Source organism: Granulicella rosea, assembly GCF_900188085.1.
GTDB classification, from domain to species: Bacteria; Acidobacteriota; Terriglobia; order Terriglobales; family Acidobacteriaceae; genus Edaphobacter; species Edaphobacter rosea.
In genome coordinates this window covers 37,372-63,884 of the sequence record NZ_FZOU01000001.1, presented here as the reverse complement: position 1 = coordinate 63,884, position 26,513 = coordinate 37,372, and the positions used below count along the sequence as shown (strand labels likewise).

Below are 26,513 nucleotides of genomic sequence, written 5' to 3'. Positions count from 1 at the left end.
ATCCTTCGCGGGATCGAGAAGGATGGAGCGCCCGCGCGTTAGTGGTTGAGCAGGCCGGGTATGACGGGGGCGTCGGGGAAGACGGTGGAGATGGTGAGGTCGTGGTGCTTTTCGGCCTCGGCTGCGCGTGCGGCCTCCACGCGCTGGACACGCCTTTCGGCGTCCACGCCGAGGATAAGGCGGAGCGGGATATCCTCGCTGTTGGCCAGCTTTACGATCAGATCGGCGATGCGGCGCGGGTCGCCCTCGGCGTTGCCCCGGACGCTTTCGAGCAGCTTTAGAATGGCGCCGACCGAGCCTTGATACTCAGGCATGAGTTCGGGAACGTTTTCGCCCGCGCGCTGCGCCCAGTTGGTGCGGATGCCGCCGGGCTCGAGCGTGCAGATCCTTACGCCGAAGGGCGCGACCTCCTGGGCGACCGAGTCGCTGAAGCCGCCGACGGCCCACTTGGCCGCGTGATAGGGCGAGTTGCCCGCGATCGCCATGCGCCCGCCGACGGACGACACTTGAAAGATGTGTCCGCTCTTCTGTCTCCGCATGACGGGGATGGCGGCGCGGGTGGTGTAGACGACGCCGTAGAAGCAGGTGTCGACGACGGCCTTGAAGTCCTCCGGGCTCATCTGCTCGAAGGGCGCGAACTGGCCGTATCCGGCGTTGTTTACAAGCACGTCCAACCGGCCGAAGGTATCGACCGCGGCCTGCACGGCAGCCTGCGCGGCGGCTTCGTCGCGGACCTCCAAGGTGACGGGCTTGATGCGTTCCCCATACTGCGCGACGAGCGCGTGAAGCTCCGCGGGGCGCCGCGCGCCGGCTACGACGCTGTCTCCCGCGGCCAGCGCCGCTTCGGCGATGTCGCGTCCCAATCCATTTCCACTGCCGGTAATCAACCAGACCTTTGCCATGGCAAGATCCTCCTGGCAATGAGATGTAGAAATGAGTGAGTGGATGCTCATTTATTCATTGAATCTGTAATTCCCATGACGGCCGAAAACGTCCTTGGTGGAAGCATGGGGCTTTAGCCCCATGAATGAGCTTTCGTTGGCCCGGTATGTTTCGTGGGGCTGAAGCCCCACGCTTCCACCGGAAGGACTTAGCGCATGGCTCGCCAGAAGACGGCAAACGCCTGCTCGATCAGCCGTTCGCGGTGCTTCGGCTGCCGGGCGATGAACTCCATCGTCGCATCCTGCATGGCGGACATGGCGGCGGCGACGAAGCCGGTGGGCAGGCTCCGCAGGGCTTCGCGCTTGCTCAGCTCGGTCAGGGTGAGGTCGATCGCCTGCCGGCCTTCGGCGGTGCGTGCGCGGGTCTCCGGCGTGATGATGTCGGAGACGTTGAGCTGCACGGAGGCTCGGCGCTTCGCGGGCGATTCGATGGCCCAGTCGAGATAGGTCGTCCAGATATGACGCGCGCGCCGCTCGAGGCTGCGGCGATGCGGGAACTCCGCGTTCACCCGCAGGTAGACCTCGCGTTTCAGCTCGATGTAGAGCTCGTTGAAGAGTTCTTCCTTGGTCGCGAAGTAGGTGAAGAGCGTGCCGCCGGCGATGCCTGCGCGTTCGGCGATCTTCGCCGTGGGCGCGCCCAGACCGGACTCGGCGATCTCGCACGCCGCGGCGTCGAGGATGGCGGTGCGCTTTTCGGGACTCTTCAGGCGTGCCATGTCTATGGTTGAGAGTACCGCGAAAGCCGTCCGCGGCGCAGGAATCTCAGACCGGCTCGGTCGCCGGCAGCAGGCCCATCTCTTCGTAGATCGGCCGTATGATGGGGTGGATTCGCGGCAGTTGGAACGCGAACCAGACGGCGCCCGCGACGACGCATGCGCCGGTGATCATGACCGTCGTGGGCGCTCCGATGGCGCGGGCCAGCGCGCCGGCCAGCAGGCTGCCGATCGGGGCGGAGCCGACGAAGGCCATCGTGTAGTAGCTCATCACGCGGCCGCGCTTGTCTTCCGAGACCAGCGTCTGGATGACCGTGTTGGCGCCGGCCGCGGCCTGCATCATGCCGAAACCCGCGAAGAGCAGCAGCACGAGCGACAGCCACAACACATGCGACAGCCCGAAGCAGATGAGCGCCACACCGAAGATGCCGGAGGCGATCGGGATCATGCGCGTCAGGCCCACGACCGACTTGCGCAGCGCGAGCGAGAACGCCGAGATGAGCGCGCCCAGCCCGGACGCTCCCGTCAGCCAGCCCAGCGTGTGCGCGCCGCCGTGCAACACGTCTCCGGCGAAGATGGGCAGTAGCACGGTGAACGGCCAGCCCATCAGGCTGACGACGGCGAAGAGGATGAGGATGCTGCGAATGGGGCGGAAGGTGCGGACGTAGTCCCAGCCCTCGCGCATCTGTTCGAGCTTGCTGAGCGCCGTCGGTTTGATGGTAATGGGCCGGATGCGCATCATCAGCAGCGACGCGATGACGGCGAGATAGCTGACGCCGTCGATCAGGAAGCACCAGCCCTCGCCCGTGGCCGCGATCACCATGCCGGCGACCGCCGGGCCTACCAGCCGCGCGCCGTTGACCATGGACGAGTTGACGGCGATGGCGTTGCCCAGATCGGCCTTGTCGTCGACCATCTGCACGATGAAGGACTGGCGGCCGGGGATGTCGAAGGCGTTGATCAGGCCCTGCAGCGCGCTGAGGGCGATGACCTCGCGGATGGTGATGATGTGCGCGAGCGTCAGCGCGGCGAGCCCAAGCGACTGGATCGCCGCGAGGATCTGCGTCCAGACCAGCAGCTTGCGGCGGTCGACGCGCTCGATCCAGACGCCGGCGAAGGGCGTCAGCACGAAGGCGGGAATCTGGCTGGCGAAGCCTACGACGCCGAGCATCCACGCCGAATGGGTGAGGTGGTAGACGAGCCAGCCGGTGGCCAGCTTCGTCATCCACGTCCCCATCAGCGACGTGCCCTGCCCGGCGAAGTAGAGCTTGAAGTTGCGATGCCGCAGCGCGCGCCAGGCGTGCGAGAACGGCGTCTTTCCGACGGCCTTCGCCATTTAGAGCGCCTCGAGTATCTCGGCGGTCGAGCGCACGCGGCCCATCATGGGGAAGTGAACCTTGATGGTGAAGTCGTGCATCTCCTGGCTCAGGGTGGCCATGGCGTCCTCGGCGAAGACGATGTCGTAGCCCAGGTCGTAGGCCGAGCGCGCGGTCGACTCCACGCCGATGTTCGTCGCGACGCCGCCCAGGATGATCGTCGTAACGCCCTTGGCGCGAAGCTGCTCGTCGAGCGTGGTCTTGAGGAATGCGCCCCAGGAGCGTTTGGTGATGGTCAGGTCGCCGGGCTGGATGCCGCACTCGGGCACCAGCTCCGACATGATCGCCGGCGGCGGCGGATCGTTCGGGTTGCGCATGGAGCGGTCGGCGACGTGCGTCTGCATGTCGGCGACATCGACGTTCACGTAGACGACCGTGCCGCCCGCGGCGCGCAGTTTATCGCCCAGCGCGACGGATCGGGCCACGACATCGTCGAAGCTGTGCGGAACCGGATTCCGCGCCTTGATGGCGTTCTGCAGGTCGATGAGGATGAGTGCGGTGGCGGCGGGATCGAATGCAAGCGTGCTCATGGGTGAACTCTCCATATGAGGATAGCCTCATGTTTCTGTGTCTATAATATGAGGATGTCCTCAGGTCTGTCAAAGTCGGTCGCAACTCCAACAAAACGCAGGGTGCCCCAGCAGGATCGCGGCGAGCGCCGTGTGGCGGAGGTGCTGGAGGCGGCGTCGGCGGTGATCGCCGAGGTAGGGTACGAGGCGGCGACGATGACCGCCATCGCCGAGCGCGCGGGCGCGTCCATCGGCGCGGTGTACCAGTATTTCCCGAATAAAGAGGCCATCGTCCGCGCGCTCAGGCATCAGTATGCGGATGAGATCGAGGCGGTGTGGTCGCCGCTGGCGGCGCTCGATTCGCACATCACGGTCACGGAGCTGGTGGATCGCATCTTCAACGTGATGGTGGACTTCATGGACCGGCGTCCGGCATACATCCCGCTGCTGAGCGCGCCGAGAACCTACACCCGCGACCCGGCGGCAAGACACCGGCTGCGCGCGCTCTTCGCGGCGCTCTTCCGCGAACGCCAGCCCGCGCTGACCGCCGAAGCCGCGCTGCGCATCGCCAACGTAACGGTGCAGGTGGTGAAGGGGATGAACCCGCTCTACGCCGACGCCTCGACCGAGGAACGCAGGGAGATCGTGCGGGAGTTCAAGCTGGTGCTGCTGGGGTATCTGACGTCGCGGCTGCAATAACGCCCGGGTGCCGCATTCATTCGGCTTCATCGAATGAGTGGGACGTAGACTCCTCGGGTGTCTTCCATCCCACGCTTCGCAAGTGCGCGAAGGATGGGGCCCGGGCGTTTTGCCTGATGTTAGATTGTAGCCATGCGCCGCATCGCTTTGTTTTTTACCTTGATCCTGTCGATGGCTGCTTCAGCACGCGCCGAAGGTTCTGCGGTTCCGCATGAGCTCTTCGGGTTCCTCCTGCGTCAGTCGCCCGAGGCATTTGAGAGGACGCTGGGTGCTCCCTTCAAAGACGGGGTTCGGGAGGACGGCGCGCACTACTGGGCTTACGCTATCCCCGGCACAAAGGAGGACTATCTGGTTGTGTACTTTCGACCGATGACGAATATGCCAGACCGTCTATTGGCGACTACGCTGGAATTGACAGGAACCGAGTACAAAGGGCCGACTGGATTCTTCGGGCTGCATCTGGGTGACTCTGCCGCGATGGTGACAGCAAAGCTGGGAAAGCCGTCGTCCGTCAAGCACGAAGACGATGTGAATGTGGACCTGTGGGACTGGCCGGAGAAGAACTATTCGCTCGAGATGACGCCGGCAGGGAAGGTTTACAGCTTCCAGATCGCCGATCCGCTCAGCCCATTTCCGGTCAAAATACCCGATGGCATCGCACTGGTGAAGGAATTCGTTCTGGCCGCAAGGCAGCGGCCGCGTAGTAAAGGTGTGGAAGAAATGATGTCTTCGCTGTCTGGGGATGCCTTCTGTAGCTCTAAGCAGTGGACAGGTTTTTCAGAGAATGCGGCTCGAACGGCGTTGAAGGAGATCAATAGCCCGGTCAGCCTCTGCCTCACGCGAATGGTTGCGGCGCTGGAACATGTGAACTTCGACCATGCCTGGCAGGACATTCGTATCTATGAGGACAAGGCACCGTCGACCATCGTTGTGAAGTTTCCCGTGGGATGCAGCCTGCGGGAGGTGGTCCTGAACTGGGAGGTGGGTGCCTGGCGGGTATACGAGATCACCTTCAGCGACGCTCCGTTTACGGCGATCGATGGACGGATCAGGCGCCGCAGCATTTGAGCGGTCGGACCGCTCGGGCGTCTTAACTCCCACCCTTCGCAAGTGCGCGAAGGATGGGGCACTCGCGCGGTTGTACCTACGCCATATCCGGAATGACCAGCTTGTGCGCGATGGCGAAGAGCGCCAGTTCCAGCCGGGTCGAGACGCCGGTCTTGTCGAAGATGTTTGACAGGTGGCGCTTGACCGTCTCTTCGGAGATCGTGAACTGGCGGGCGATATCCTTGTTGCTGCAGCCTTCGACGATGCAGGTGACGACTTCGAGCTCGCGCGGGGTCAGGCCGTAGGTCTTGCGTTCGGGGACGGCGGCGGCCTTCTGCATCAGCTCGTGCAGGGCTTTCAGCAGGTTGGCGACGCGTTCGCCGCCGATCCAGTAATCTCCGCCGAGCACGGCCCGGAGGGAGTGCGCCAGGTCGCCGGCGACCGAATCCTTCAGCACGATGCCGCGTGCGCCGATCTGCAGCGCCTCGATGATCTGCTGGGTGGAGATCGTGCTGGTCAGCAGGATGATCTTCACGCGCGGGCTCTTCGCCATGATGGCGCGCATGGCTTCGAGGCCTGGCAGCCGGGGCATCTGCAGGTCGAGCAGCAGGATGTCGGGTTCGAGTTCGAGCGTCTGCTGGATGGCGACGTCGCCGTCCTCGGCCTCGCCGACGACCTCAAAGCCGGGTTCGTTCATCAGCATGTTTTTTACGCCAAAACGCACGACGGGGTGGTCGTCGGCGACCACGATGCGGATCGACGGCGCGGACGCGGCGGTTCTTTTCACGGCGGTCTTCATGGTGGTGCCCCCCAATGGCAGTTCGAACGAAAGTACTACAACAAAAGTGTTACCCGGCTTGTCCGACCAGCATACGCTGAAGCTGGGCGGATGCCGCAACGAATCGGTCGAGGGCATCCAGGCTGGTACTGTCCGGCCCGGCGATCTCCATCTCGTTCGCGATCGCGTAGAGCTGGGTGGCGCCGACGAGGCCGCAGCCGCCCTTGATCGCGTGTGCGGCGGCCTTGTAGGTGGCCGCATCGTCGATCGCCTGTGCGTCGCGCATGATCGCGATGCGTTTGGCGGCGTCGCTGAGACACATCTCGAAGAGTTTGCCGAGCTGCGCTTCGCCCATGGTTTTTTTCAGCAGGTTGTAGGTTCCCAGGTCGACCATGCCGCTCCGCGCTGCGGCTTCGGAGGGTTCGGCGGCACAGCTGGCAAGCGCGGCGGCGAGGTCGTCCATGGCGAAGGGTTTGAGCAGGAAGCCGTCGAAGGCGGAGACCGCCTCGGGCGCGGGCTGGCTGCCGCTCATGGCGAGCAGCAGCGGCGCGGGCCTGCACGCCGCGCGGATGGCCTCGGCCAGCGGATTGCCGGTCAGGCCGGGCATCTGCAGATCGGCAAGGATGGCGTCGGGGGCGACTGAATCCGCCCGGCGAAGCCAGGCGAGCAGTTCGTCTCCGCTGGCGAAGGCGACCACCTGATACCCCTCGGCGTCGAGCAGCAGGGTGAGCAGCTCGCGGCTGACCTCGTCGTCGTCGACGAGGTGGAGGCGGAGCGATCGGTGCGGGGAGGTGTTCGCCGAATCAGTCATCCGAAGTCAAGGTAACAGCCATTCGATTCCGGCGGCAATTCCACGTGCGACGCGATAGAGTGGTTTCCATGGATTTGCCCGAGCCCGAGCAGAAGCCTGAACGGACCGCGACCGCCGCCGAGCTGGCTGCGTTGACCGCGCGCGTGGCGTGGCTGGAGCGGCAGTTGGCCGAGCTTCAGGGGCCGGCGAGCAGACCCGCGCCGCGTGCGCCGGTTGTTCCGGCGGAGCGTGAGAGCCGGGAGACGCCTCCGCCTCCGCCCACGATCCCGTTTGCCGCGAAGACTCCGCCGCCGCAGTCGCTTGAGAACCGGCTGGGGTCGCAGGTATTCAGCCGCGTAGGCATCGTCGCGGTGTTGATCGGCGTGGCGGCGTTTCTAAAGCTGGCAGTCGATAACGGCTGGCTGAACCCGACGCCGATGACGCGGCTTCTGGCTGGGCTGGCGGTCGGAACGGGTGTTGTTCTATGGTCGGAGCGCTTCCGGCGCAAAGGCTTCCCAGCGTTTTCGTACGCGTTGAAGGCGGTGGGCACGGGTGTGCTGTACCTGTCGCTGTGGGCCGCGTTCCAGATGTACCACCTGCTGCCGGCGCCGGTGGCGTTGGGCATGATGATTCTGGTGACGGCGTGGAACGCGTGGATGGCGTGGGTGCAGGACGCCGAGCTGCTAGCCGGGTACGCGCTGATCGGCGCGATGGCGACGCCTGCGCTGCTCTCGACCGGCGGCGATCATGAGCTGTTCCTGTTCACGTATCTCGCGGCGATCGACCTGGGCGTGGTCGCGCTGCTGCGGGTCAAGCCGTGGTCGCGGCTGCTGCTGGGCTGCGTACCGGTGACGTTCGTCTACTATGCCGGCTGGTACGCGCTGCACTACCGGGAGGACTCGTTCGGGCTGACGGCGTTCTTCATCGCGGTCTTCTTCACCATCTTCCATGGGCCGAGCCTGGGCGATCTGCCCGCCGATGCGGCGAAGCGCGCGCCGGGCGAGACGCTGCGGCTGGTGCTGGCGCTGGCGAATGCCGGGTTCACGACCGTGGCGGCGTATGCGCTGCTCGACGACGCCAGCCACCGCGACATGCTGCCGTGGGTGATGGTCGTGCTGGCGGCGGTCTACCTGGGGCTGATGCGGTTGCAGAGGAATGCGGCGACGGCGGGCGTGTCGCTCTCGCTGGCGGTGGTGTTCCTGACGGTGGCGATCCCGCTGAAGGCTTCGGGACGCTGGATTACGGTCGGCTGGCTGGTGGAGGGCGTGGCGCTGCTGGCGCTCTCGTCGCGGTTGAGCCGGGCGGCGGCGATGCAGGCGTTTGCCGACGGCACGAGCTTCGCGGCCTACCGTCTGCTGCGCCTGCTGGGTCTCGGCGCGCTGGCGCTGGGCTTTGCGGGGGTGATGAGTCTGCCGTGGTGGCTCTATCGCGAGCCGCAGACAACGCTTGCGAACGCGCGTTTCGCGACGGCGCTGGTGGGCATCGCGGCGTTTGCGCTGACGGTCTGGATCGCCAGCCGCGCGGAGGAGGCCGACCTCGCGCCGTCGATTCCGGAGATGAACCTCTGGCCCGTGATCGCGGCGCTGGGCGTGGTGGCGATCAACCTGATCGCGCTGCAGGCGGGGATTCTGGAGATCGTCACGTACTGGGGCGGCACGGCGCCGCTGGCCGAGGCGTTGTCGATCTCGGGCTACCTGATGCTGTACGGCGCGGGCTTGCTGGCGGTGGGATTCAGCCAGCGCAGCGCGTTCCTGCGCTGGCAGGCGCTGGGGCTGCTGTTGTTCACCATCGGCAAGACGTTTCTGTACGACGTGCGCAGCCTGAGCGAGGGGTATCGGGTGGCGAGCTTTCTGGGGCTGGGCGCTCTGCTGATGGGGATCAGCTTCGCTTATCAGAAGGATTGGCTGGGGTTGAAGGTTGCGGAGAGTGATGTACCCACGCAGCCGGAGGGACAGCCTTGAACTTTCTTCATGCCCGCAAGAACGCCCGTCATCCTGAACGCAGTGAAGGACCCCTGTATTTGCCTTTGCCGTCGCCTCTTCTTTTGTTTGTCATTCCCGCAGGGAATCTGCTTCTGTCTTTGCTGCTGACGCCAATCGCCTTCGCTCAGTCGAAGCCCGCCGCACCCGCCGCCGAGCCACGCTACTTCCGCTACGAATCGCCGGTAAAGATCGCCCCCGGCGCCGGGCCGGCGGCCTGCGCACTGCTGACCCCGCAGGTCTTCGCGCACGCGGCGCCGTCGCTGACCGATCTGCGGCTCTACGCCGCCGGGCAGGAGGTGCCCTATGCCGAGACGCTGAGCCAGGCGAGCGCGCCGGGCAGCGAGTCGGCGCGGGTGTTGAATCTGGGGATGCGTGGCGGGCATGTCGTCTTCGACCTCGAGATGCCGGAGCGGCCCTACACCGAGGTTGACCTCGACTTGGACGCGAAGGACTTTCTCGCGACGGCGAAGGTCTCGGGCAGCGCCGCGCCGGCCGGGCCGGCGACCGAACTGGGGGAGTTCACGCTCTTCGACCTGACGGGCCAGCGGCTTTCCCGGTCGACGACGATTGCGTTGCAGGAGTCGACCTTTCGGTACCTGCATGTAGAGCTGACGATGACGCCCGCGGCTGGGGCCTCGCTGCCCGTGACAGCCGCGATGGTGCAGGGCGCGGAGATTCCGCCGAGCCGCGAGGCGCAGACCTTATATACCGAGATTGCCTCGGCGGCGCCGTCGGTGGGCCCGAGCGCCGGACAGGAGGAGGTGGCGACCTTTCGTCTTCCGGCGCACGTGCCGGTGGAGCGGGTGCGGTTTGTGCTGGAGCCGGGATTCAAGGCGAACTTCAGCCGCGCGGTGCGGGTGTCGGCGCGGCCGGATGGCGTGCCGGACGCAGGGCGTCGGCCGGTGGAAGAGGAGTTGGCGGGAGAGATCAGCCGCGTCGACATGGTGCGCGCGGGCAGGCCGATCCATGAGCTGCAACTGACTGTACCGGCGACGCTGGGTGCGAATATGCAGACCGGGGCGAGTGTCGTGGTCGCGGTCGAGGATGGGAATGACCGGCCCTTGCAGATCGCTTCGGTGATGCTGGAGATGAGAGAGCGGAAGCTGTGCTTCGACGCCCCGGCAGAGCCTCCGGCGCTGTTCTACGGCGACCCTGGCCTGCGCGCGCCCGTGTACGACTATGCCCGCTTCTTCACGCCGACGGCCGCGGTCCGCGTGGCGACGCTGGGGCCGGAGATCGCGAATCCGCTCTACGCGCCGCGCCCGGATGACCGGCCTTTTACAGACCGGCATCCCGATCTGCTTTGGGTCGCGCTGGTGGTCGCGGTGGGTGTGCTGGCGATGGTGGCGTTTCGGTCGGGGCGGCAGATGGGGGCGCAAGGCTGATCGACAGCGATTTTCTCCTCAAGAATCCAAGAGTTGGATTATTCTTCTAATAAGTGCCGAACCGGAACGTCGGCGCCGATGAGGAATAAGCCCTTGGACGGCTGGAACCATCCAAGGGTGTACGGAACGTTTACGCGTCCAGGTGAATTGCTTGGAAGATCTTGAGTATCAGGAAGAGAAGAATCTCTCCTGGGAATTCAAGACTGCACTTCCCCCATTTGACTTTGACAAGTCCCATGGGCCGCACCTCCTTCTCACAGGATCGCCTCGGGGCTGCTACCCCGAGGCGTTTCGCTTTTCAGGGCGAAACTTTTCTGTCCTCGTGGTGCCCGTTGAGCGTCTAGCCTGTGAGTCGGCGGCTTCAGTATTGCATGATTGATTGAAAATTCGGAGTGAGAACAGGCAACGACAAAAGCCAATACAGGGGTCCTTCGCTCTGCTCAGGATGACCGGCATCGATGGCTACGAACGGCAAAGCGATGGGCACGGGATGATCCCGTGCCCATCGCTGATTGCCGCGTTCCTTACCGCACCGATGATTCCATCTCCGCCAGCCAGCTCTGCGGTTTCAGCAGCTCGCGGGGCTTGGAGCCGTCGGCCGGACCGACCAGGCCGTCGTTGTACATCATGTCCACCAGGTGGGCAGCGCGACCGTAGCCGATGCGCAGACGGCGCTGCAGCAGGGACGTGCTGGCCTTGCCGAACTCGAAGACCAGTTTGACGGCGTCGTCGTACATCGGGTCGTCGTCGTTGCCGTCGCTCTCGCCGCTCTCGGGCTTGCCGTTCTCATCCTTCGGACCTTCGAGGAAGCCTTCGACGTACTCGGCTTCGCCCTGTGCGCGCCAGAACTCGGTGACGGCGGAGATCTCTTTCTCCGTCACGAAGGGTGCGTGGACGCGTTGCAGACGGCTGGTTCCCGGCGGCAGGTAGAGCATGTCGCCGCGGCCCAGCAGGCTCTCGGCGCCGTTCGAGTCGATGATGGTGCGGGAGTCGACCTTGGTGGCGAGGCGGAAGCTCATACGCGTCGGCACGTTGGCCTTGATGAGGCCGGTGATGACGTCGACCGAGGGCCGCTGCGTCGCGAGGATCAGGTGGATGCCGACCGCGCGCGCCATCTGCGCGAGGCGCGTGATGGACTCTTCGACGTTCGAGCGGTCGAGCATCATCAGGTCGGCGAGCTCGTCGATGATGATGATGATGTAGGGCAGCGGCTCCTGGTTGACGTCCTCGAAGAGGTATTCGCTGCCGTTGTCGAAGAGCTTGTTGAACTGGTCGATGTTGCGGACGTGGTTGGCGGCCAGCAGCTTCAGCCGGCGCTCCATCTCCTTCACCGCGTTGCGCAGGGCGTTGGCGGCGAGCTTGGCCTCGGTGATGATCGGGGTGAAGAGGTGCGGGATGCCCTCGTACATGCCCAGCTCGACGCGTTTGGGGTCGACGAGGATCATGCGGACCTGCTCGGGCGTGCTCTTGAAGAGGACCGACATGATCATCGCGTTGATCGCGACCGATTTACCCGAGCCGGTCGAACCGGCGATCAGTACGTGCGGCATGCTGGCGAGGTCGGCGGTGACGATGCGGCCGTTGATGTCTTTTCCCAGAGCAATCGCAAGTTTGCTCTTACTCTGGGCGAAGGACTCGCACTCGACGACGTCGCGCAGCCAGATGGTTTCGCGGTCGGTGTTCGGCACCTGGATGCCGACGGTGGACTTGCCGGCCATGCGCTCGATCAGGATGGACTCGGCCGCCATGGCGAGGCAGAGGTCGTCGGCCAGGCCGGTGATGCGGGCGACCTTGACGCCGGCGTCCGGGCGGAACTCGAAGGTGGTGACGACGGGGCCGGGGTTGATCTGGACGACCTGCCCGTCGACGCCGAACTCACCGCACTTTTCGACCAGCACCTTGGCCTCTTCGCGCAGGGCCTCTTCGCGGACGACGGCCTGTTCCTCGCTCTGGAAGAGCAGCGAGGACGGCGGCAGCTTGTAGCCGCGAACCGACTTGGCGGTCATGGCGACGGCCTTCACGTCGGTGTCGGCGCGGCGGCCGAAGGAGATGTTCTCGTTGGTCTGGGGAAGCTGCGGCAGCGGCGGCGCGGCGGCAATGGGCGCGGAGAGCGGCACGGCGCGCGGGAGCGGCGGCGTGTAGGCGACCGGCTCCGGGAGGGCGGCGGGCAACTCGCGCGGCGCTTCCCTGGGCATTTCGCGTGCTATCTCGCGGGGGAACTCCCGCTCGAAGATGGCCTGCACGGGCTCCGGCTCTGTCGCGCGCTGGCTGACGAAGCTGAACGGCTCTTCCTCCTCCGGTTCGCCATACTGCACGTTGCGGGCGTAGAGGTCATGCGGGTGCGCGTCGTGCGAGGGCTGGAAGAAGTCGATCTCGTCCGGCTGCGGCGGCAGGGGAGCGGCGGCGGCGGCCAGCGCCTGCGCGAACGGCGCGGCGGCGGCGGCGGCGGTGCTGAGCGCGGTGACCGGCGGCGCGTCGACGTTCGTGCGGGGCATGCCGCGCCACATGGAGGCGCTCGCCGGGGTCTCCTCGTGCTCGTCCGGGACGATCGAGACGACGTCTTCCTTGCCGCGACGGCGGTTCCACCAGGAGAAGAGACCGCCGAGCAGGGTGGTCTCGGGTTCGAGGACGCCCTCCTTCGCGGCGCGCTGGGCGGCCAGCTCGCTCTCGCGATGCAGCTCGGCGTCGATCTTCTCGCGCTTGCTGCCGATGATCTCGCCGTCCTCCATGATCAGGGCGGGGTCGATGGCGGCGCCCTTGCGCTTGCCGCGCCAGTTCGTCCACCACTCGCGGGCCGTGCCGACGAACGACAGCCGGGTCGTCGCCCACTCCTGCGCGGTGTTGAAGGTAAAGGTAGTTGCGAGGTAGAGCGAAAGCACGACCATCAGGGCGACGACGACGCAGGTTCCCGGCAGGTTCAGCAGCAGGATCATGAAGTCGGCGACCAGGCGGCCGATGACGCCTTCGACCGGCAGCGCGCCGCGCCAGAGAGCATGGCCAGGCAGCAGGGCGATCGCGGCGGTGCCGAAGACCAGCCAAAGGCCGAGGCCGACGGTCTTTGCCAGCGGCGAGCCGGCGGGCTTCGACCGGACCCAGCAGGCGCCCACGCGGGCGAGCATCAGCGGCAGCAGGAACGCGGCGACGCCGAAGAGCTGCAGCGTGCCGTCCGAGAGATAGGCGCCCAGCATGCCGGTCCAGTTGTGCGCGGGCCGGCCGGTCGCGTATCCGCCGACCGTGTCGAGCGAGGGGTCCGACGGGGTATAACTTGCCAGCGCCAGCAGCAGCAGCGTGGCCGCGACGAGGACGGTCATGCCGAGAATCTCATTCAGGCGGCGGTAGCGGGTCGGCGTCGAGACGAGTCGGAGAGAGTTCATCGCATTTCCTCAAATGGCCCAAGACCTCCAGCGGCGGGCGCTGAAGGCGGAAAACCGGCGTACAGGGAAGACTTTCGCTGGCTGTACGGACTAACGCCATTACACCAGAGCGCGCAAGCGTGGGGGCAACTCCCGAAATGCCGGAATCAGGATGCAAACCCTGAGAGGGTAGCGGCATCTAGTAGCTCAGTACGGATGGGGCGGCCAAGTCGCCGCCCGGACACAACATACGGCTGTCAGGGGATCGGGGTTTTCGCGATTTCTCCCGACTGCCGCCGGCGAAGGAGAATCGCACTCAGCCGGCGGACCCTGCATCAGCCGCAAACACGTCATATCCAGAGAAGGATTATCACTATGCCGACCGATACCGCCAAGACCCACGAAGTGGAACTCGCCATCAAAGAAGTCATCAACGTCCTCATCGATGGACAGAAGGGCTTTGCCGACCTCGGCGAGCACCTGAAGGACGAGACGCTGAAGCGTTATTTTCTGGCTGAGTCTCTGAAGCGCGCCCAGTTCCGCGGCGAGCTGGAAAACGAGCTGCACCGCCACGGCGTCGCCGATGTCCACGAGACCGGCACGACGGCCGGCAAGCTGCACCGCGCGTGGGGCGACCTGAAGGCCAAGCTCTCCACGCCGGACGATCACAGCCTGCTCGCCACCGCCGAACAGGGCGAGGACGAGGCAAAGAAGACTTACAAGGACGCTCTCTCGCAGGAGCTTCCGCTGCCGCTGCACCAGTTGCTGTCGGAGCAGGCGGCACACATCCTCAGCTCGCACGACTATGTGCGCGACCATCGGGATGCGCTGGCGAAGAAGTAGTTTTTTTGCTGGAAAAGAGCGGCGGCGGGCCCAGGCCTGCCGCCGCTTTCGTCTGCTTATCTTCTTGTTTTCATCCGCCGCAATTTGTTTGTCATCCTTCGCGCAGCGGAGGAACTGCTTTTGCATTTCAGTCGCTAAGCTGCCACGATTCAAGCCATGACCCCAGCCCGCCTCCTGTACGCAGCCATCTTCATCGTCGCGGGCATCCTACACTTCGTCTTTACGCCTATCTATATGAAGATCATGCCGCCGTACCTGTCGGACCCGCGTCTGCTCGTCCAGATCAGCGGCGTTGCGGAGATCGCCGGGGGAGTCGGTCTGCTGTATCCGCCGACGCGGATGGCTGCTGCGTGGGGAATCATCGCGCTGCTCCTTTGCGTCATGCCCGCAAACATCCAGATGGCGCTGGACCACGCAAGCTGGGCGCAAATCCCGCAATGGGCTTTGTGGGCGAGGCTGCCGTTACAGGTGCCGCTGGTATGGTGGGCGTGGGTTTATACTCGGCGGTAGGAAGCGCTGTTGTCATATCGGAGGTGTCGCCGTGGCCACGACCTTTACCGGTTCTGAGATTGAAATGGAAGATGCGATGAAATCGGCGCATTCGGGGCCGGTCTACATCGCAGACAAAGGCATCTATACGCACGTGCTTCTCACCATGGCGGAGTACCAGAAGCTGTACGGGCGAGGCAAGAGTATCCTCGAACTGCTTGCCATGCCCGAAGGGACGCCCGAGTTCGATTTCGATCCACCCCGCCTGAGCGGTTATCCTCGCGAGATCGATCTCTCCTGATGTACCTTCTCGACACAAACGTCATTTCGGAGTTGCGTTCCCCAAGATCTCGCAAGGCCGATCCTGGGGTTCTTCGCTGGGCGCAAGGTGTTCCGTCGATCTTCCTTTATCTGTCGACCGTGACGATTTTTGAACTGCAGCTAGGGATGCTGCGGTTGGAACGGCATGATCCCCTACAGTCTTCTCTTCTGCGGACATGGATCGAAGATCGCGTATTGCCGGGATTTGAGGGGCGCATCCTATCCCTCGACGTGGAGGTCGCACAATGTTGCGCGGCTCTTCACGTTCCGAACCCAAAGCCGGAGCGTGACGCCATGATCGCGGCGACGGCTTTGGTGCATGGGTTGACGGTCGTTACCAGAAATGTCACCGACTTTGCCTCTACCGGCGTTAGGCTCCATAATCCGTGGGATTCTTAGCTGCTCCTGGAAAAGCAGATTCTCTGCGAGGATGACAAACCAGAAAAGCAAAGGCCCCCGACGAATCGATATATACAAATGTGTGACAACACCATGAGGACGATATTCGCAAAGTTTTGCTTCTGCTACGGTGCTGTTATTAGTGTGCTTGGTCTTTCGCTGCTGATTGGTTGGAGTCCTGTTGGAACCACGGATCAGGAACTAGTGATAGCAACCCCGCTGCTGATCGGCTACGCACTGACGACGATTTTCACTTTTCCGGTCTATCGCGTGCGCTCCGAGTGGAAACCACTTATCGAAGTAAGCAGCACACAAAGGAAAGCTTCACATTTTTCCATCTGGCTATCGATTTTGACTTTCGGATCGTTTTTTCTTGTTGCGCTATTGACTCGGCTGATTTCAGGGCCCGTATCTAGCTCGTTAGTTTTTCGATTGGCCGGCAGTTTCCTCTGGCTAAATGGGGTCTATTTCGTGATTCATTGGGCATATAGACCTGAGAACATCTTCAATCGCAGCACGCTCATACTCTTGAACAATCTCCCATTAGCAATCTTCTCTGCGAGGTACCGCCGCAACGCGGCGAAGGCCAGATGAGGGCATTAATCAGGCACTGTTGTTGCCTCAAGTAATACTTGCTCTGTTCCGCCCGCTCCATCAGGAGGTTCAATCAACAAGAACATTAAGTTTTCAAATGTTTTCCAGCTACGGTCTTTCACTAATTGCTGGAGTCGCAGTTTAGTAGCCCTGCGTGTGCAGGTAAAACACGACACAGCTTGCGACGATGCAGTAAATCCCGAACAGATACCACTTGCCCGACTCAAGCCAGACCGAAAGCCACTTCAGCCCGATCAGGCCGCCGAAGAAGGCGAAGACCATGCCCAGCAGGCTGGACACCAGGCTCGCGTGCAGGTCGATCGGCGTACCGGCGGCTGCGGCCTCGTGCGAGGCCTTCAGCAGGCGCATGGCTTCGCGCGCGACGACCGGCGGCGTGAGCACGACGGCCAGTGCGAAGCTGAAGCGTTCGGCGCGCTCGCGGGTGGCGCCGACCAGCATGCCGGCGGAGATGGTCGAACCTGAACGCGAGAAGCCGCGGAAGGGAAGCGCCAGACCCTGCACGGCGCCGATGACGCCGGCCTGCTTCATGGTCACGCTGCCGCCGCCGCCGATGCCGGTGATGGACTCCTTGACGGTGGAGGCGATTTCGCCGCGCTCCTTCAGCCCGGCGATCAGGATGACCAGTCCGGCGGCGAAAAGTGCGGGTGCGATCAGGTCCAGGCGGCTGAAGAGCAGCTCGATCTCGGCCTTGGGCTGACCAGCGAAGGCGGTCTTTTCGATCAGCTTGACCAGCGCCTCGCCGATGATGCCGGTGAGCGCGGTCGCCCAGATGATGCGGATGGCGACACGCTTGAAGGCGTCCGCCGAGGAGAAGTAGGTCTTGCCCCAGGTCTTCCAGAAGTAGACGATCACCGCGAACATGGTGCCGGTATGGAGCATCACCAGCAGCAGCGTCATCTCGGGCGAGGAGGGGTCCAGCCCCAGCAGCTTTTCGGCGACGACGACGTGAGCGGAGCTCGACACGGGGAGAAGTTCGGCAAGACCCTGCACGATGGCAAGGATGATGACTTTGTAGATCGGCATACGGATATTCTATCCGGCGCGGCTGCATGGGGGATGAAGGAATCCGATTGCTAACTAATTCTCGGGCCTCCTGAAAAAAAGGTGTCATCCTGAGCGGAGCGAAGGATCTGCCGTTGGCCCGAAGCGGTTATGACGCCCCGGAAGAAAGCAGGTCCTTCGGCTCCGCTCAGGATGACAGGATTTTTAGGTGGTCCTGCTCTGAACGTCATTCCCTATTCCTGCTTTTAGTCCCTGTCCGACCCAAAGATCGAAATCCCCTGCCGCACGCGATAAGCCACGCTCGCTGCGCGGGCGGAGTAGTCGGAGTCGGGGAATCGTTCCTTCATCTCATCCGCCAACTGGACCGTGCGCTTCACGGCGGCGTCCGACCGTTTGCGGTCGTCGTTGACCTGGTACATGGAGACGAGCACGCCCTGGCGGTACACGGCGTTGTACTCAGCCTCGGCGGCCTTGGGCGAGTCGGGGTACTGGTCGGCGTACTTCAGGTAGAGGGTGGTCTCCATCTCCGGGCATTTGGGCAGACCCTGCCAGTCGCCGCACAGCTTGTTGTCGATCAGGCTGTAGGCGGCCAGCGCTGCGAACTTCGTCCGCGGGTAGAGCTTCATGACGCGCTTCATCTCGCCCTCGAAGATCTGTGGGCGCAGGTAGGCCTCCTGCTCCTTGGCCGAGGGCAGCGTGCGGATGTCGGCGCGGTCGATCTGCCAGCGGATGTCGGCCGAGCGCCAGGCGGCGTCGGCTGCCAGCTTCGAGTCGGGGAAGTACTGGTAGACGCGCCGGTAGAGCAGATGGGCGGAGGCTGCGGCGTTCTTGGGCGCGTGCGGCTCGGCGGCCTCGGCTTCGAGGTTCGCGGCGGCGCCGAACATGACGACGTCGCCGGCGGGCGTGTTCAGGGTGACGACGCCCTTGTCCTTGATCCAGCCGGAGGCGGGCGAGGCCTGCTCGGTCTCGATCAGATCGGCATTCGCGTCGGGATCGGCGTCGTCGGGGGTGTCGGTGTTGGCGAAGACCTTGACCCAGGGGCCGGAGCGCGCGACGATCACGACCTCGTGGCCGGGCGTGACCTCGGTCAGCTTGCCGCCGTTCTCATCCGGCGCGACGTAAACGACCGCGTCATGCAGGACGGTCGCGCGCGCGGAGCGATCGTAGCCGGAGCGCTTGTCTTTCTTCTGCGCCATGCCGGTAAGCGGAAGACAAAACAACAACGCGGCGGCGGCAAGGGAGCTTCGAGTCATATCGAGATATTAGACGCCTATTCTCGCCGAGTGGAGACACCGACGCCTGGGTGCCCCATCCATCGCGCCTTTGCGATGGGTGGGAGGTACGAAGCTCGGGCGGCTTACGTCCCACTCATCGCGATGCGACTGCGATGAATGGGGCACCCCGGCTTTTGTTCAAACGCCGGTTGCGGCCAGCTCGGCTTCGAGCCGTTCGAGCAGCGCCGGCTCCACGTTGCCGCCGCTCAGGATGACCGCGACCTTCGTCGCCGGGGGCAGTTCGTGCGCGTGGAAGAGCGCGGCGGCGAGCGTCACGGCGCCGCTCGGCTCGGGGATCAGGTTGGTGGCGGCCAGTATCGCGCGCATGGCGCGGAAGATCTCGTCCTCGGAGACGGTGACGATGCCGTCGACGTATTTCAGGATGTGCTCGAAGTTCAGTTGGCCGAGCGACTGCGTGCGCAGGCCGTCGCCGATGGTGCGTGTAGTCATGGCGGCGGGCCACTCGACCAGTGTTTTGGTGTCAAAGCTCTCCTTGGCGTCGGCCGCAAGCTCCGGTTCGCAGCCCCAGACCTGCACGCCCGGCTTCGCCTGCTTGACCGCCGTCGCCGTGCCGCTGAGCAGGCCTCCGCCGCTGACGGGCGATAAAACGAGGTCGACCTCCGGGCACTGCTCCAGGATTTCGAGCCCGCAGGTAGCCTGTCCGGCGATGATGTGCGGATGGTCGTACGGCGGGATGATGGTGTAGCCGTGCTCGGCGGCGAGTTCCTCCGCCTTCAGCTTGCGCGCGGAGCTGGCCGTGCCGACGAGGACGATCTCCGCGCCGAGCGCCGCCGTGGCCGCCTGCTTGATGGCCGGCGCGTTGTCCGGCATGACGATGACGGCCTTCGACCCGAGCGCGCGGGCCGCGTAGGCGACGCCCTGCGCGTGGTTGCCGCTGGAGTAGGTGATCACGCCGCGCTTCAACTGCGCGGGCGCGAGCTGCGAGACCATGTTGAAGGCGCCGCGGAGCTTGAAGCTGCCGATGGGCTGCGCGGACTCGTCCTTGATGAAGAGCTCGAAGGGTGGCTCGAAGCCGATGGCGGCGGCGAGGCGGCCGGTGTTCACGCGGACCAGCGGGGTGCGGACGGCGACGCCGGCGATGCGGACGGCGGTGGTTTGAATCTCTTCGAGGGTGACGAATTCAGACATGACTCGATTTTCTACCAAAATGCCCTGTATGGAACGAGCAAACTCAGCCGGACCGGGACAGGCTTGACGGGGGGACATAGGATTTCTCCGTACGAAGTCATCAAAGGCCGAGTTGGATCGTAGAAGTGCAGGTAGAACGCAAAACGCAGGGTTCCCGCGCCGTGGATGCAGCCGCGCTTTTGTTGGATCAGGGTCGCTCCGTCGACGGAAAGCAGCGCTTCGCTGCAGGGCACTTGAAAACTTCTTGGATTTGGGTCGAACAAGGGTTGCTGTCCAAAATCTCGGAGCTTCAACTTGCTGTCCGCGTTGTGAATAAATCCTTCGATCAGGACCAGATCCTTGAAATGTTCGTCGGTCTTTTGATCGTCGCCCGTAACCAGCCAACGTAGTCGATACATTTCGTCGCTGATAAGTGGCGTGTAAACGCCAAGGATCTCGACACCTGGTTCGGCCATACTGTCTCTCTCAATCTCCGGCCGCCTGCATCACGAGCGCAAAGAAGTGCAGCAGCCGCCACTGATCCCCCAGCGTAGGCTTGCCGCCGTCGAAGTTCACGTGCGAAAGAATCGGGCTGACGAGCGCGGCCTTCAGGGTGTGCGGCGGCAGTTCGCTGGCCATCCACAGGGTTTCGGCGGCGGGGATGATGTTGTCGCCCTGGCCGTGCAGCAGGTAGACCGGCGTGGTCAGCGTGCGCAGCTTGCTGCTGGGCGAAAGCGCCACCATCTCCGCGTTGTGCTTCGCGGCGGAGGCGGCGAGCAGTGTGTGCGTGGCGGGCAGGCTGGCGTTCAACAGGGCTTTCGTTTCTTCCACTTGCGCGGGCGTAAGCGCGGCGATGGCGAGCTTCTCCGCCGGGCCGTCTTCATACAGGTGCGCGCGCAGAACGGCCTTCAGGGCCGGGACGTCCGGGGCAGGGACGTAGTCTTCGATGTACTCGTACTCCAGCACCAGCGGGCCGTACTCATGCGCGGCGAGCTTCTCGATGGAGCCGTCCGGGCGCGCGTCCTCGCCTGTGCGGAAATACTGGGCGACGCGCGGCAGAGAGTCCTGCGAGCCGATGGCGAAGACGAACCGGAACGAGGGTCGGTAGGCTGGATCGGCCGCGGCCACCAGCGCCAGACCGCCCGAGAAGCTGAGGGCGAGTACGCCAACGGGTGCGCCGGTCTGCTTCGCCAGCCACTGGGTCGATTCGCCAATCGTGCGGATGGAGGCGGAGTCGACGTGGTAGTCCTTGATGCCCGGCAGCTCGGGCGTGAGGACGCGGACGCCGCAGCTGGCGATCGCCGTCGCCAGGCTTCGCATGCGCGGTTCTTCGATGCCAAGGTGGTGGACGCCGTGCAGGACGACCATGCCGGGCGCGTTCGGGTGATTCACCGGCAGGTAGCTGCGCGCGCGCACCGTGCCGGAGGGCGTCTGGAAGTCTGCCTCGGTGGTGACGATCGGTTCGGTAACCAGAGCGGCGAGCTGGGGCGAGAGCGGCTTGCCGGCGACGAGCTGCAGCACCGCGTAGGACTGCAGGTGCGACTTCACCGTTGGCCACAGGGCGATTCCAAGGAATATCAGAACGACAAGGAAGACGCCCGCACGGAGAATCCGGCGCTGCAGCGTCAGTTCGCTGGGCCGGGTGAGACGAGCGGCCAGGCGGCGTATACCGGAGCGGTCGGGATTGCGTGGTGAGTCGTGCGGTGGCATCTGGCTTGAGGATAGCAAACGGAGGTCGTCGCCCGGCCCGAGAGAAAAGGCGAAAGGCCTGACATCGATTTTTATGGAGCCCCCGATCAATCGGTGGCTGCGGTGAAAATCGGTGTCAGGCCTTTGTCTTACTTCGGGTTCTGCTTAGATCTCCATGATCACAGGCATAATCAGCGGCCGGCGGCTGGTGCTCTTCTGGATGAAGCGCTTCAGGTCGTTGCGGACCTTCTCCTTCATCACGCCGTAGTCCTGCTTCTCCTCGATGTTCGAGCTTTCGAGGGTGCGCTGGACGATCTGGCGAGCCTCGGCGATCACCTGCGGGTCGTCGACGCCGAAGCCGCGCATGACGATCTCAGGCAGCGACTCCACCTTGCCGGAGCGCTTGTTGATCGCGATGATGGGCAGGATGATGCCGTCCTCGGAGAGGTGCTGGCGATCGCGGATGACCACATCCTCGACCACTTCGATCGATCCGCCGGAGTCGATGCAGACGCGGCCGGTGGTGACCTTGCCGTTCTTGGTCGCCGTATCCTTCGTAAATTCAAGGATTTCGCCGTCTTCGAGCAGAATATTCTTCTCGGGGATGCCGGTCGAGGCGGCCAGTTCGATGTGCCGCTTCAGGTGGCGGTAGTCGCCGTGGACGGGGATGAAGAACTTCGGCTTGACCAGGTTGATCATGAGCTTTAGCTCTTCCTGGCTGCCGTGTCCGGAGACGTGGATGAGGCCGTTCGTGCCGTCGTCGTGGATGACCTTGGCGTCGCGGCGTTCGAGGTGGTCGATTACGCGATAGATCGACTTCTCGTTGCCGGGGATGACGCGCGAGCTCATCAGGACGGTGTCGCCGGCGTCGATTTTGGCGAACTTGTGGTTGTTCACCGCCGCGCGGCTGAGCGCGCTCATTGGCTCGCCCTGCGTGCCGGAGATCATGATGCAGAGCTTCTCGGGCGGGAAGTCGCGGATCTGGCCGGGGTTGATGATGAGGCCCTGCGGAACCTTGAGGTAGCCGAGGTCCTGCGCGATCTCGCTGGAGTTGTCGAGCGAGCGGCCGATGATCGCGACCTTGCGGCCATGCTTGTGCGCCAGTTCCAGCGCCAGGCTGACGCGATGAATCGACGACGAGAAGCAACTGAAAAAGAGCTTCTTCTTGGTCTGGGCAAAGAGCTCGTCGAGGCGCGGGCGCACGGCCTTTTCGCCTGGCGTCCAGCCCTTGCGGTCGACGTTGGTCGAGTCCTGCAGCAGCGCGAGGACGCCGCCGTTCTTGCCCAGCTCGGCGAAGGCCTGCAGATCGAAGGGCTTGCCGTCCGGCGGCGCGAGATCGACCTTGAAGTCGCCCGTGTGCAGAATGACGCCGACCGGGGTATGGATCGCCAGCGCGACGCAGTCCACCAGCGAGTGCGTGACGCGGATGGGCATGATCGAGAACGGCCCCAGCGTGAAGCGCTTGCCGGGCAGCATCTCGATCAGGTCGGCGTCGTCGAGCAGCCGGTGCTCGTCGAGCTTTCCTTCGACGTAGGCGAGGGTGAATTCAGTCCCATAGACCGGTACGTTCAGCTCGGAGAGGATCCACGGCAGGCCGCCGATGTGATCCTCGTGCCCGTGGGTGAGGACGATCGCCTTCACCTTGGAACGGTTTTCGGTCAGGTAAGAGATGTCGGGCACGACGATGTCGACGCCCAGCAGCTCCTCTTCAGGGAACATCAGGCCGGCGTCGATGACAATAATGTCGTCCTGCCAGCGGAGGGCCATGCAGTTCATACCGAACTCGCCGAGGCCACCCAGCGGAATCATGCGTAATTTATCTTGAGCCATCAATCACAAAGTCTATCAGCTAAGTTGATTCGAGGCTTTCCGGAGTGACGGACTCGGCGAAATGAGCAGGCAAACCCGCCCCGCCCAGCCCGTATAGTCGGGCGCGGACGCGATGCATCCCGCATCGTCTTTTGCTTCGTCCAAGGAGGAGGAGACTGATTTTATGGACTTTGCCGGAGTTCTTCGCGCGGCGTCTGCCGTGGCGCTGTCGTGCATCGCCAGCATGGCGCTGGCGCAGGGTGCGCCGTCACTCGCAGGCACCTACAGCAACCTGAGTCCGGGCGCCGGGGCCGGCGATCTGAACGGATACGAGCTGACGCTGCTGCCGCAGGCAGGCGGAACGTATGCCGTGTTGCAGTGCGCGCAGGGTGCGCCGTCGACGCCGGTGCTCGCGCCGGTACATCGCATGGGCGATACGATCAGCTTCGAGATTCAGCAGCCGAACCACGCCTGCAACGGCGTCTACAGCGCGACGCTGCATGAGGACGGACTCGACCTGCGCGGGCCGGACGGCCAGTCGCAGACCCTGCCGCAACGGCCCAGCTACTGGATAAGCCACACCGGGCGGGTTGCGCCAACGCCGTTGGAGTCCGCCAACGAGCCGTATTTCCGCGCGCTGAACGCGTCGTGTCCAGACCGCAATCTACAGCATCTGCCGCCGGCGCAGTTGAGCTTCCAGATCGAAAAGTTTGAGCCTCGGTTGACGCCGGAGCAGCACAAGAGCGTCGACCGCGCCACCACGCAGCGCTGCGATGGGGCGATCGTCGGCTCGGGCTGCGGGAATGTGGGCTTTCTGGAGGCGGCGCAGCGGGACGGGTTTCTGCCGAAGTTCGTGCAGTTCGTCTGCGGCCAGCCGGTGAAGTGCTCGGGGCCGGGAGCGTGCAGCGGCCAGTAGGTCTGACCGCTGCAGGGGTTTACCGCAGCAGATCTTCAAGCGCCAGCGAAAGCTCCGTCTTCTCGTCGCGATACTTCACGATGACCGGCGTTGCGACCGACAGCCCCCACTCCTTGCCCTTGCCGCTGGTGATGGCGCGCGAACCGGGAACGACGACGGCGCCGGACGGGATGATCAGCGGGGTCTCGGCAGTGGCCTTGTAGACCTCGCCGCGGACGAGGTCGTAGACCGGTGTGCCGCGTGTCAGCACCGTTCCGGCGGCCAGGACGGCGCGCGAACGGACGATCGTGCCCTCGTAGACGCCCGTGTTGCCGCCGATGAGCGCATCGTCTTCAATGATGACCGGGGTGGCGTTGACGGGTTCGAGCACGCCGCCGATCTGCGCCGCGGCCGAGAGATGGACCCGCTTGCCGATCTGCGCGCAGCTTCCGACCAGCGCGTGCGAGTCGATCATCGTGCCCTCGTCGACATAGGCGCCGACGTTGACATACGCGGGTGGCATCATCACGACGCCCTTGGCGAGGTATGCGCCCGAGCGCACGGACGAGCCGCCGGGAACGACGCGTACGCCATCGGCGACGGAAAACTTGCGGGCCGGGTAGGTCGCCTTGTCGACGAAGGAGGCGCCGGTGGGGCAGCCCATTTCGGTCATCGCGCCCAGCCGGAAGCCGAGCAGAATGCCGCGCTTGACCCACGCGTTCACCTTCCAGCCAAGCGGCGATGCGGCGTCCGGTTCGGCCGAGCGGAGCGTGCCGGCCTCAAGCGCGGCGCGTAGTTCGAGGAATGCAGCTTCGGCGTCCTTGTTGCCGAAGACGGCCGCGCCAAGCGCGAAAAACTGTTCGATGGAAGTCTCTAAGGTATTCATGAATACCTTCATTTTACCTTCGCCGGTCGTTTTGCTGTGGAATGGCAAAACGCCGAGGCACAGGCCCCGGCGTTTTTGCGGACACGAGAATAGTCTTCAGCGAGAAGCGGCGACGATCGTCGATGCGATCACGCCCGTGGCGATGGCGGCCATGACGTAGTTGCCGTCGACCTGACGCCATTCGTATCCGCGCGGCGGCGGCGCGAGGTGGTACTGGTTGTAATCCACCTTCTCGCCGCGAGCCCAGTCGGCCTTGTTCATGTGGTAGCCCTTCTTCCACTCCTTGTGCTCCACATAGGCGTGGTTGTCGTGCGGGGCGTCGTGATGATCCTGGGCGAAGGCTGCAACCGGGGCAAGGGTCGAGACGGCGAGGACGAGCGAGAGAACTTTGCGGGTAGCGTTCATGATTCCTCCACTGCGTTCGATTCGTAACCGAGCGGGGGCGTTGTTCCGGAGATGTGAATCGTGATTCATGGAGGTTTTCGATTGACTTTTGGAAAGCTCTCAATATAAATACCTACTAGTACGAATTTTACAAAAGGTGAACCCATGAATCCAAGACTGACCCGCATCTTTCTTCCTATCGTGCTTTTTGCCCTCTCGCCGCTTTACTCTCCAGCAGTGGCCGCGGCGGCTGTCAATCGGCCCGCCGTTCGTCCTTTGTCGCAGCCTGACGGCGCGCAGCCCACCTTTGCCGACTGGCGATCCACCGCCGTGCAGCACGCCTATGGCCTGCCGGATACGAAGCCGAACGCGAAGGGTACGCTGCTGATCGACCACGATGGCGTCGTGTTTACGGCGAAGGCGAGCAGCTCGGCGATTCCGCGCGGCTCGATTGTCGCGGTGAGCGCAGGCAATCAGCGTGTGGAGCTTTGGGGAACGAAGGGCCGCGTCCTGCGGATGTTGATTCCGGATGGTGGTGGGATTGCGGCGGCGGGCTTCATGCACCACCGGCAGGACATGCTGACGGTGGAGTTCACGGACAGTCGCGGTGGCTATCACGGCGCGGTGTTTCTACTGCCGGCGAACGAGGCGGAACAGGCGCTGAAGAGCTTCGCCGGCATGCCTCCGGTACACCGCGAGACGGCGCCGGCGGCCTGCCTGGCTGGATCGGTTCGGCCGAAGAGCGTGCTGGTCGCCGCGCCGGTGTGGGAAGAGGCTGAGGTTCCGGCGGCCTATCGTGCCCTGGTGTACGAGCGTCTGGTGGACCGGCTGCGCAAGGAAGACGCCGCGGGACACATCTATCGCGACGGCGAAAGCATGGGGAAGGACGGCGAAGGCAACGTCAGTTGCCCGCAGTATGTCGTTCACCTGTCGATTGCGGGTTTCAAGCCCGGCAGCCAAGTCAAACGCGCGGTTCTGGGGCCCGTGGGGATGTTCGTCGGGACGACGCAGATCAGCTTCGACGCCCGCATGACCGACGCAACCGGCAGGCTGGACGAGCGCGAGCAGATCAAGTCCACCGTGCGCGGCGAGGGAGAGAGCACGAAGGTCGCTGACGGCGTGGCGAAGAACATCGCGAAGCACTTCCTGAAGACGCAAAAGAGCTTCGAGGCCGCGTCGGCTCACCCCGCATCGGTAAGATAGGAA

25 protein-coding genes are annotated in these 26,513 nt (G+C 64.1%); 10 read left to right on the top strand and 15 right to left on the bottom strand.

The annotated features are described in order from the left end of the window. Positions 1–38: 38 nt before the first annotated feature. The 4 genes from CHB87_RS00330 to CHB87_RS00315 all read right to left on the bottom strand — a co-directional run bounded on the left by CHB87_RS00330 (position 39) and on the right by CHB87_RS00315 (position 3,560). Complete coding sequence (locus tag CHB87_RS00330) at positions 39–902, bottom strand: SDR family NAD(P)-dependent oxidoreductase (RefSeq protein WP_089406414.1); 864 nt, start codon at positions 900–902, stop codon at positions 39–41. A gap of 188 nt (positions 903–1,090) precedes the next feature. Continuing rightward, on the bottom strand, positions 1,091–1,657 hold the full coding sequence (locus tag CHB87_RS00325) for a TetR/AcrR family transcriptional regulator (protein ID WP_089406413.1): 567 nt from the start codon (positions 1,655–1,657) through the stop codon (positions 1,091–1,093). A 46-nt stretch (positions 1,658–1,703) separates the two neighbouring features. Further along, entirely contained in the window at positions 1,704–2,990 is a 1,287-nt protein-coding gene (locus tag CHB87_RS00320; RefSeq protein ID WP_089406412.1) for an MFS transporter, read from the bottom strand. Beyond that, complete coding sequence (locus CHB87_RS00315) at positions 2,991–3,560, bottom strand: isochorismatase family protein (RefSeq protein WP_089406411.1); 570 nt, start codon at positions 3,558–3,560, stop codon at positions 2,991–2,993. Between the two features lie 102 nt (positions 3,561–3,662). On the opposite strand from CHB87_RS00315, the gene CHB87_RS00310 reads away from it, so the two are divergent. Both CHB87_RS00310 and CHB87_RS00305 read left to right on the top strand, forming a co-directional pair. Further along, positions 3,663–4,238: a TetR/AcrR family transcriptional regulator gene (locus tag CHB87_RS00310; RefSeq protein WP_217896988.1), complete on the top strand. Its 576-nt coding sequence runs from the start codon at positions 3,663–3,665 to the stop codon at positions 4,236–4,238. Between the two features lie 132 nt (positions 4,239–4,370). Further along, on the top strand, positions 4,371–5,306 hold the full coding sequence (locus CHB87_RS00305; protein WP_089406409.1) for a hypothetical protein: 936 nt from the start codon (positions 4,371–4,373) through the stop codon (positions 5,304–5,306). Between the two features lie 76 nt (positions 5,307–5,382). Here CHB87_RS00305 and CHB87_RS00300 read toward each other — a convergent pair whose 3' ends face one another. Then, positions 5,383–6,084: a response regulator gene (locus CHB87_RS00300; protein WP_089406408.1), complete on the bottom strand. Its 702-nt coding sequence runs from the start codon at positions 6,082–6,084 to the stop codon at positions 5,383–5,385. A gap of 49 nt (positions 6,085–6,133) precedes the next feature. Continuing rightward, complete coding sequence (locus CHB87_RS00295; RefSeq protein ID WP_089406407.1) at positions 6,134–6,874, bottom strand: response regulator; 741 nt, start codon at positions 6,872–6,874, stop codon at positions 6,134–6,136. A 68-nt stretch (positions 6,875–6,942) separates the two neighbouring features. On the opposite strand from CHB87_RS00295, the gene CHB87_RS00290 reads away from it, so the two are divergent. Beyond that, positions 6,943–8,814 (top strand): DUF2339 domain-containing protein, encoded by a 1,872-nt coding sequence (locus CHB87_RS00290; RefSeq protein WP_089406406.1) that lies wholly within the window; start codon positions 6,943–6,945, stop codon positions 8,812–8,814. Between the two features lie 119 nt (positions 8,815–8,933). Next, on the top strand, positions 8,934–10,220 hold the full coding sequence (locus CHB87_RS00285; protein WP_089406405.1) for a DUF3999 family protein: 1,287 nt from the start codon (positions 8,934–8,936) through the stop codon (positions 10,218–10,220). A gap of 524 nt (positions 10,221–10,744) precedes the next feature. Here the strand turns inward: CHB87_RS00285 and CHB87_RS00280 are convergent. After that, a complete protein-coding gene (locus CHB87_RS00280) occupies positions 10,745–13,594 on the bottom strand; it encodes a DNA translocase FtsK (RefSeq protein WP_089406404.1) in 2,850 nt (949 codons plus the stop codon). A gap of 354 nt (positions 13,595–13,948) precedes the next feature. Here CHB87_RS00280 and CHB87_RS00275 point away from each other — a divergent pair, with 354 nt between their 5' ends. The 4 genes from CHB87_RS00275 to CHB87_RS00260 all read left to right on the top strand — a co-directional run bounded on the left by CHB87_RS00275 (position 13,949) and on the right by CHB87_RS00260 (position 15,625). After that, a complete protein-coding gene (locus tag CHB87_RS00275) occupies positions 13,949–14,416 on the top strand; it encodes a PA2169 family four-helix-bundle protein (protein WP_089406403.1) in 468 nt (155 codons plus the stop codon). A 156-nt stretch (positions 14,417–14,572) separates the two neighbouring features. Beyond that, positions 14,573–14,926 carry a DoxX family protein gene (locus CHB87_RS00270; protein WP_089406402.1) on the top strand — a complete coding sequence of 118 codons (354 nt, stop codon included), beginning with the start codon at positions 14,573–14,575 and terminating at the stop codon, positions 14,924–14,926. Positions 14,927–14,957: 31 nt separating this feature from the next. Beyond that, positions 14,958–15,206, top strand: a complete 249-nt coding sequence (locus CHB87_RS00265; protein WP_245817727.1) for a type II toxin-antitoxin system Phd/YefM family antitoxin — start codon at positions 14,958–14,960, stop codon at positions 15,204–15,206. Beyond that, positions 15,206–15,625: a type II toxin-antitoxin system VapC family toxin gene (locus tag CHB87_RS00260; protein WP_089406400.1), complete on the top strand. Its 420-nt coding sequence runs from the start codon at positions 15,206–15,208 to the stop codon at positions 15,623–15,625. Before CHB87_RS00265 ends, CHB87_RS00260 begins: the two co-directional genes overlap by 1 nt. A gap of 735 nt (positions 15,626–16,360) precedes the next feature. Here CHB87_RS00260 and CHB87_RS00255 read toward each other — a convergent pair. From CHB87_RS00255 to CHB87_RS00230, 6 genes are all read right to left on the bottom strand, one after another. Continuing rightward, positions 16,361–17,263, bottom strand: coding sequence for an undecaprenyl-diphosphate phosphatase (locus tag CHB87_RS00255; protein WP_089406399.1), 903 nt, complete (start codon positions 17,261–17,263; stop codon positions 16,361–16,363). A 224-nt stretch (positions 17,264–17,487) separates the two neighbouring features. After that, positions 17,488–18,495: an outer membrane protein assembly factor BamD gene (locus tag CHB87_RS00250; protein WP_089406398.1), complete on the bottom strand. Its 1,008-nt coding sequence runs from the start codon at positions 18,493–18,495 to the stop codon at positions 17,488–17,490. Between the two features lie 159 nt (positions 18,496–18,654). After that, positions 18,655–19,665 carry a threonine ammonia-lyase gene (locus CHB87_RS00245; RefSeq protein ID WP_089406397.1) on the bottom strand — a complete coding sequence of 337 codons (1,011 nt, stop codon included), beginning with the start codon at positions 19,663–19,665 and terminating at the stop codon, positions 18,655–18,657. A gap of 11 nt (positions 19,666–19,676) precedes the next feature. Then, positions 19,677–20,120, bottom strand: a complete 444-nt coding sequence (locus CHB87_RS00240) for a hypothetical protein (RefSeq protein ID WP_089406396.1) — start codon at positions 20,118–20,120, stop codon at positions 19,677–19,679. Positions 20,121–20,130: 10 nt separating this feature from the next. Then, positions 20,131–21,354, bottom strand: a complete 1,224-nt coding sequence (locus tag CHB87_RS00235; protein ID WP_245817726.1) for a dienelactone hydrolase family protein — start codon at positions 21,352–21,354, stop codon at positions 20,131–20,133. A 144-nt stretch (positions 21,355–21,498) separates the two neighbouring features. Then, positions 21,499–23,163, bottom strand: coding sequence for a ribonuclease J (locus tag CHB87_RS00230; RefSeq protein ID WP_089407440.1), 1,665 nt, complete (start codon positions 23,161–23,163; stop codon positions 21,499–21,501). Positions 23,164–23,326: 163 nt separating this feature from the next. Between CHB87_RS00230 and CHB87_RS00225 the strand changes: the two genes are divergently transcribed. Next, the gene (locus CHB87_RS00225; RefSeq protein ID WP_089406395.1) at positions 23,327–24,058 is read left to right on the top strand and encodes a hypothetical protein; all 732 of its coding nucleotides are present in this window, start codon (positions 23,327–23,329) and stop codon (positions 24,056–24,058) included. Positions 24,059–24,077: 19 nt separating this feature from the next. Here CHB87_RS00225 and CHB87_RS00220 read toward each other — a convergent pair whose 3' ends face one another. Together CHB87_RS00220 and CHB87_RS00215 are read right to left on the bottom strand one after the other, a co-directional pair. Continuing rightward, a complete protein-coding gene (locus CHB87_RS00220) occupies positions 24,078–24,923 on the bottom strand; it encodes a 2,3,4,5-tetrahydropyridine-2,6-dicarboxylate N-succinyltransferase (protein ID WP_089407439.1) in 846 nt (281 codons plus the stop codon). A 96-nt stretch (positions 24,924–25,019) separates the two neighbouring features. Then, positions 25,020–25,328, bottom strand: a complete 309-nt coding sequence (locus tag CHB87_RS00215; RefSeq protein WP_176441525.1) for an RcnB family protein — start codon at positions 25,326–25,328, stop codon at positions 25,020–25,022. A gap of 144 nt (positions 25,329–25,472) precedes the next feature. Between CHB87_RS00215 and CHB87_RS00210 the strand changes: the two genes are divergently transcribed. Beyond that, a complete protein-coding gene (locus CHB87_RS00210) occupies positions 25,473–26,510 on the top strand; it encodes a hypothetical protein (protein ID WP_142988133.1) in 1,038 nt (345 codons plus the stop codon). Positions 26,511–26,513 lie beyond the last annotated feature (3 nt).

Excerpts from the sequence above, each read along its gene's own strand:
- CHB87_RS00280 (WP_089406404.1), bottom strand. The coding sequence starts at position 13,594 with ATGAACTCTCTCCGACTCGTCTCGACGCCGACCCGCTACCGCCGCCTG.
- CHB87_RS00260 (WP_089406400.1), top strand. The coding sequence starts at position 15,206 with ATGTACCTTCTCGACACAAACGTCATTTCGGAGTTGCGTTCCCCAAGA.
- CHB87_RS00290 (WP_089406406.1), top strand. The coding sequence starts at position 6,943 with ATGGATTTGCCCGAGCCCGAGCAGAAGCCTGAACGGACCGCGACCGCC.
- CHB87_RS00325 (WP_089406413.1), bottom strand. The coding sequence starts at position 1,657 with ATGGCACGCCTGAAGAGTCCCGAAAAGCGCACCGCCATCCTCGACGCC.
- CHB87_RS00270 (WP_089406402.1), top strand. The coding sequence starts at position 14,573 with ATGACCCCAGCCCGCCTCCTGTACGCAGCCATCTTCATCGTCGCGGGC.
- CHB87_RS00240 (WP_089406396.1), bottom strand. The coding sequence starts at position 20,120 with ATGGCCGAACCAGGTGTCGAGATCCTTGGCGTTTACACGCCACTTATC.
- CHB87_RS00250 (WP_089406398.1), bottom strand. The coding sequence starts at position 18,495 with ATGACTCGAAGCTCCCTTGCCGCCGCCGCGTTGTTGTTTTGTCTTCCG.
- CHB87_RS00220 (WP_089407439.1), bottom strand. The coding sequence starts at position 24,923 with ATGAATACCTTAGAGACTTCCATCGAACAGTTTTTCGCGCTTGGCGCG.
- CHB87_RS00295 (WP_089406407.1), bottom strand. The coding sequence starts at position 6,874 with ATGACTGATTCGGCGAACACCTCCCCGCACCGATCGCTCCGCCTCCAC.
- CHB87_RS00315 (WP_089406411.1), bottom strand. The coding sequence starts at position 3,560 with ATGAGCACGCTTGCATTCGATCCCGCCGCCACCGCACTCATCCTCATC.
- CHB87_RS00215 (WP_176441525.1), bottom strand. The coding sequence starts at position 25,328 with ATGAACGCTACCCGCAAAGTTCTCTCGCTCGTCCTCGCCGTCTCGACC.
- CHB87_RS00305 (WP_089406409.1), top strand. The coding sequence starts at position 4,371 with ATGCGCCGCATCGCTTTGTTTTTTACCTTGATCCTGTCGATGGCTGCT.
- CHB87_RS00230 (WP_089407440.1), bottom strand. The coding sequence starts at position 23,163 with ATGGCTCAAGATAAATTACGCATGATTCCGCTGGGTGGCCTCGGCGAG.
- CHB87_RS00210 (WP_142988133.1), top strand. The coding sequence starts at position 25,473 with ATGAATCCAAGACTGACCCGCATCTTTCTTCCTATCGTGCTTTTTGCC.
- CHB87_RS00225 (WP_089406395.1), top strand. The coding sequence starts at position 23,327 with ATGGACTTTGCCGGAGTTCTTCGCGCGGCGTCTGCCGTGGCGCTGTCG.
- CHB87_RS00330 (WP_089406414.1), bottom strand. The coding sequence starts at position 902 with ATGGCAAAGGTCTGGTTGATTACCGGCAGTGGAAATGGATTGGGACGC.
- CHB87_RS00245 (WP_089406397.1), bottom strand. The coding sequence starts at position 19,665 with ATGTCTGAATTCGTCACCCTCGAAGAGATTCAAACCACCGCCGTCCGC.
- CHB87_RS00255 (WP_089406399.1), bottom strand. The coding sequence starts at position 17,263 with ATGCCGATCTACAAAGTCATCATCCTTGCCATCGTGCAGGGTCTTGCC.
- CHB87_RS00300 (WP_089406408.1), bottom strand. The coding sequence starts at position 6,084 with ATGAAGACCGCCGTGAAAAGAACCGCCGCGTCCGCGCCGTCGATCCGC.
- CHB87_RS00275 (WP_089406403.1), top strand. The coding sequence starts at position 13,949 with ATGCCGACCGATACCGCCAAGACCCACGAAGTGGAACTCGCCATCAAA.
- CHB87_RS00235 (WP_245817726.1), bottom strand. The coding sequence starts at position 21,354 with ATGCCACCGCACGACTCACCACGCAATCCCGACCGCTCCGGTATACGC.
- CHB87_RS00320 (WP_089406412.1), bottom strand. The coding sequence starts at position 2,990 with ATGGCGAAGGCCGTCGGAAAGACGCCGTTCTCGCACGCCTGGCGCGCG.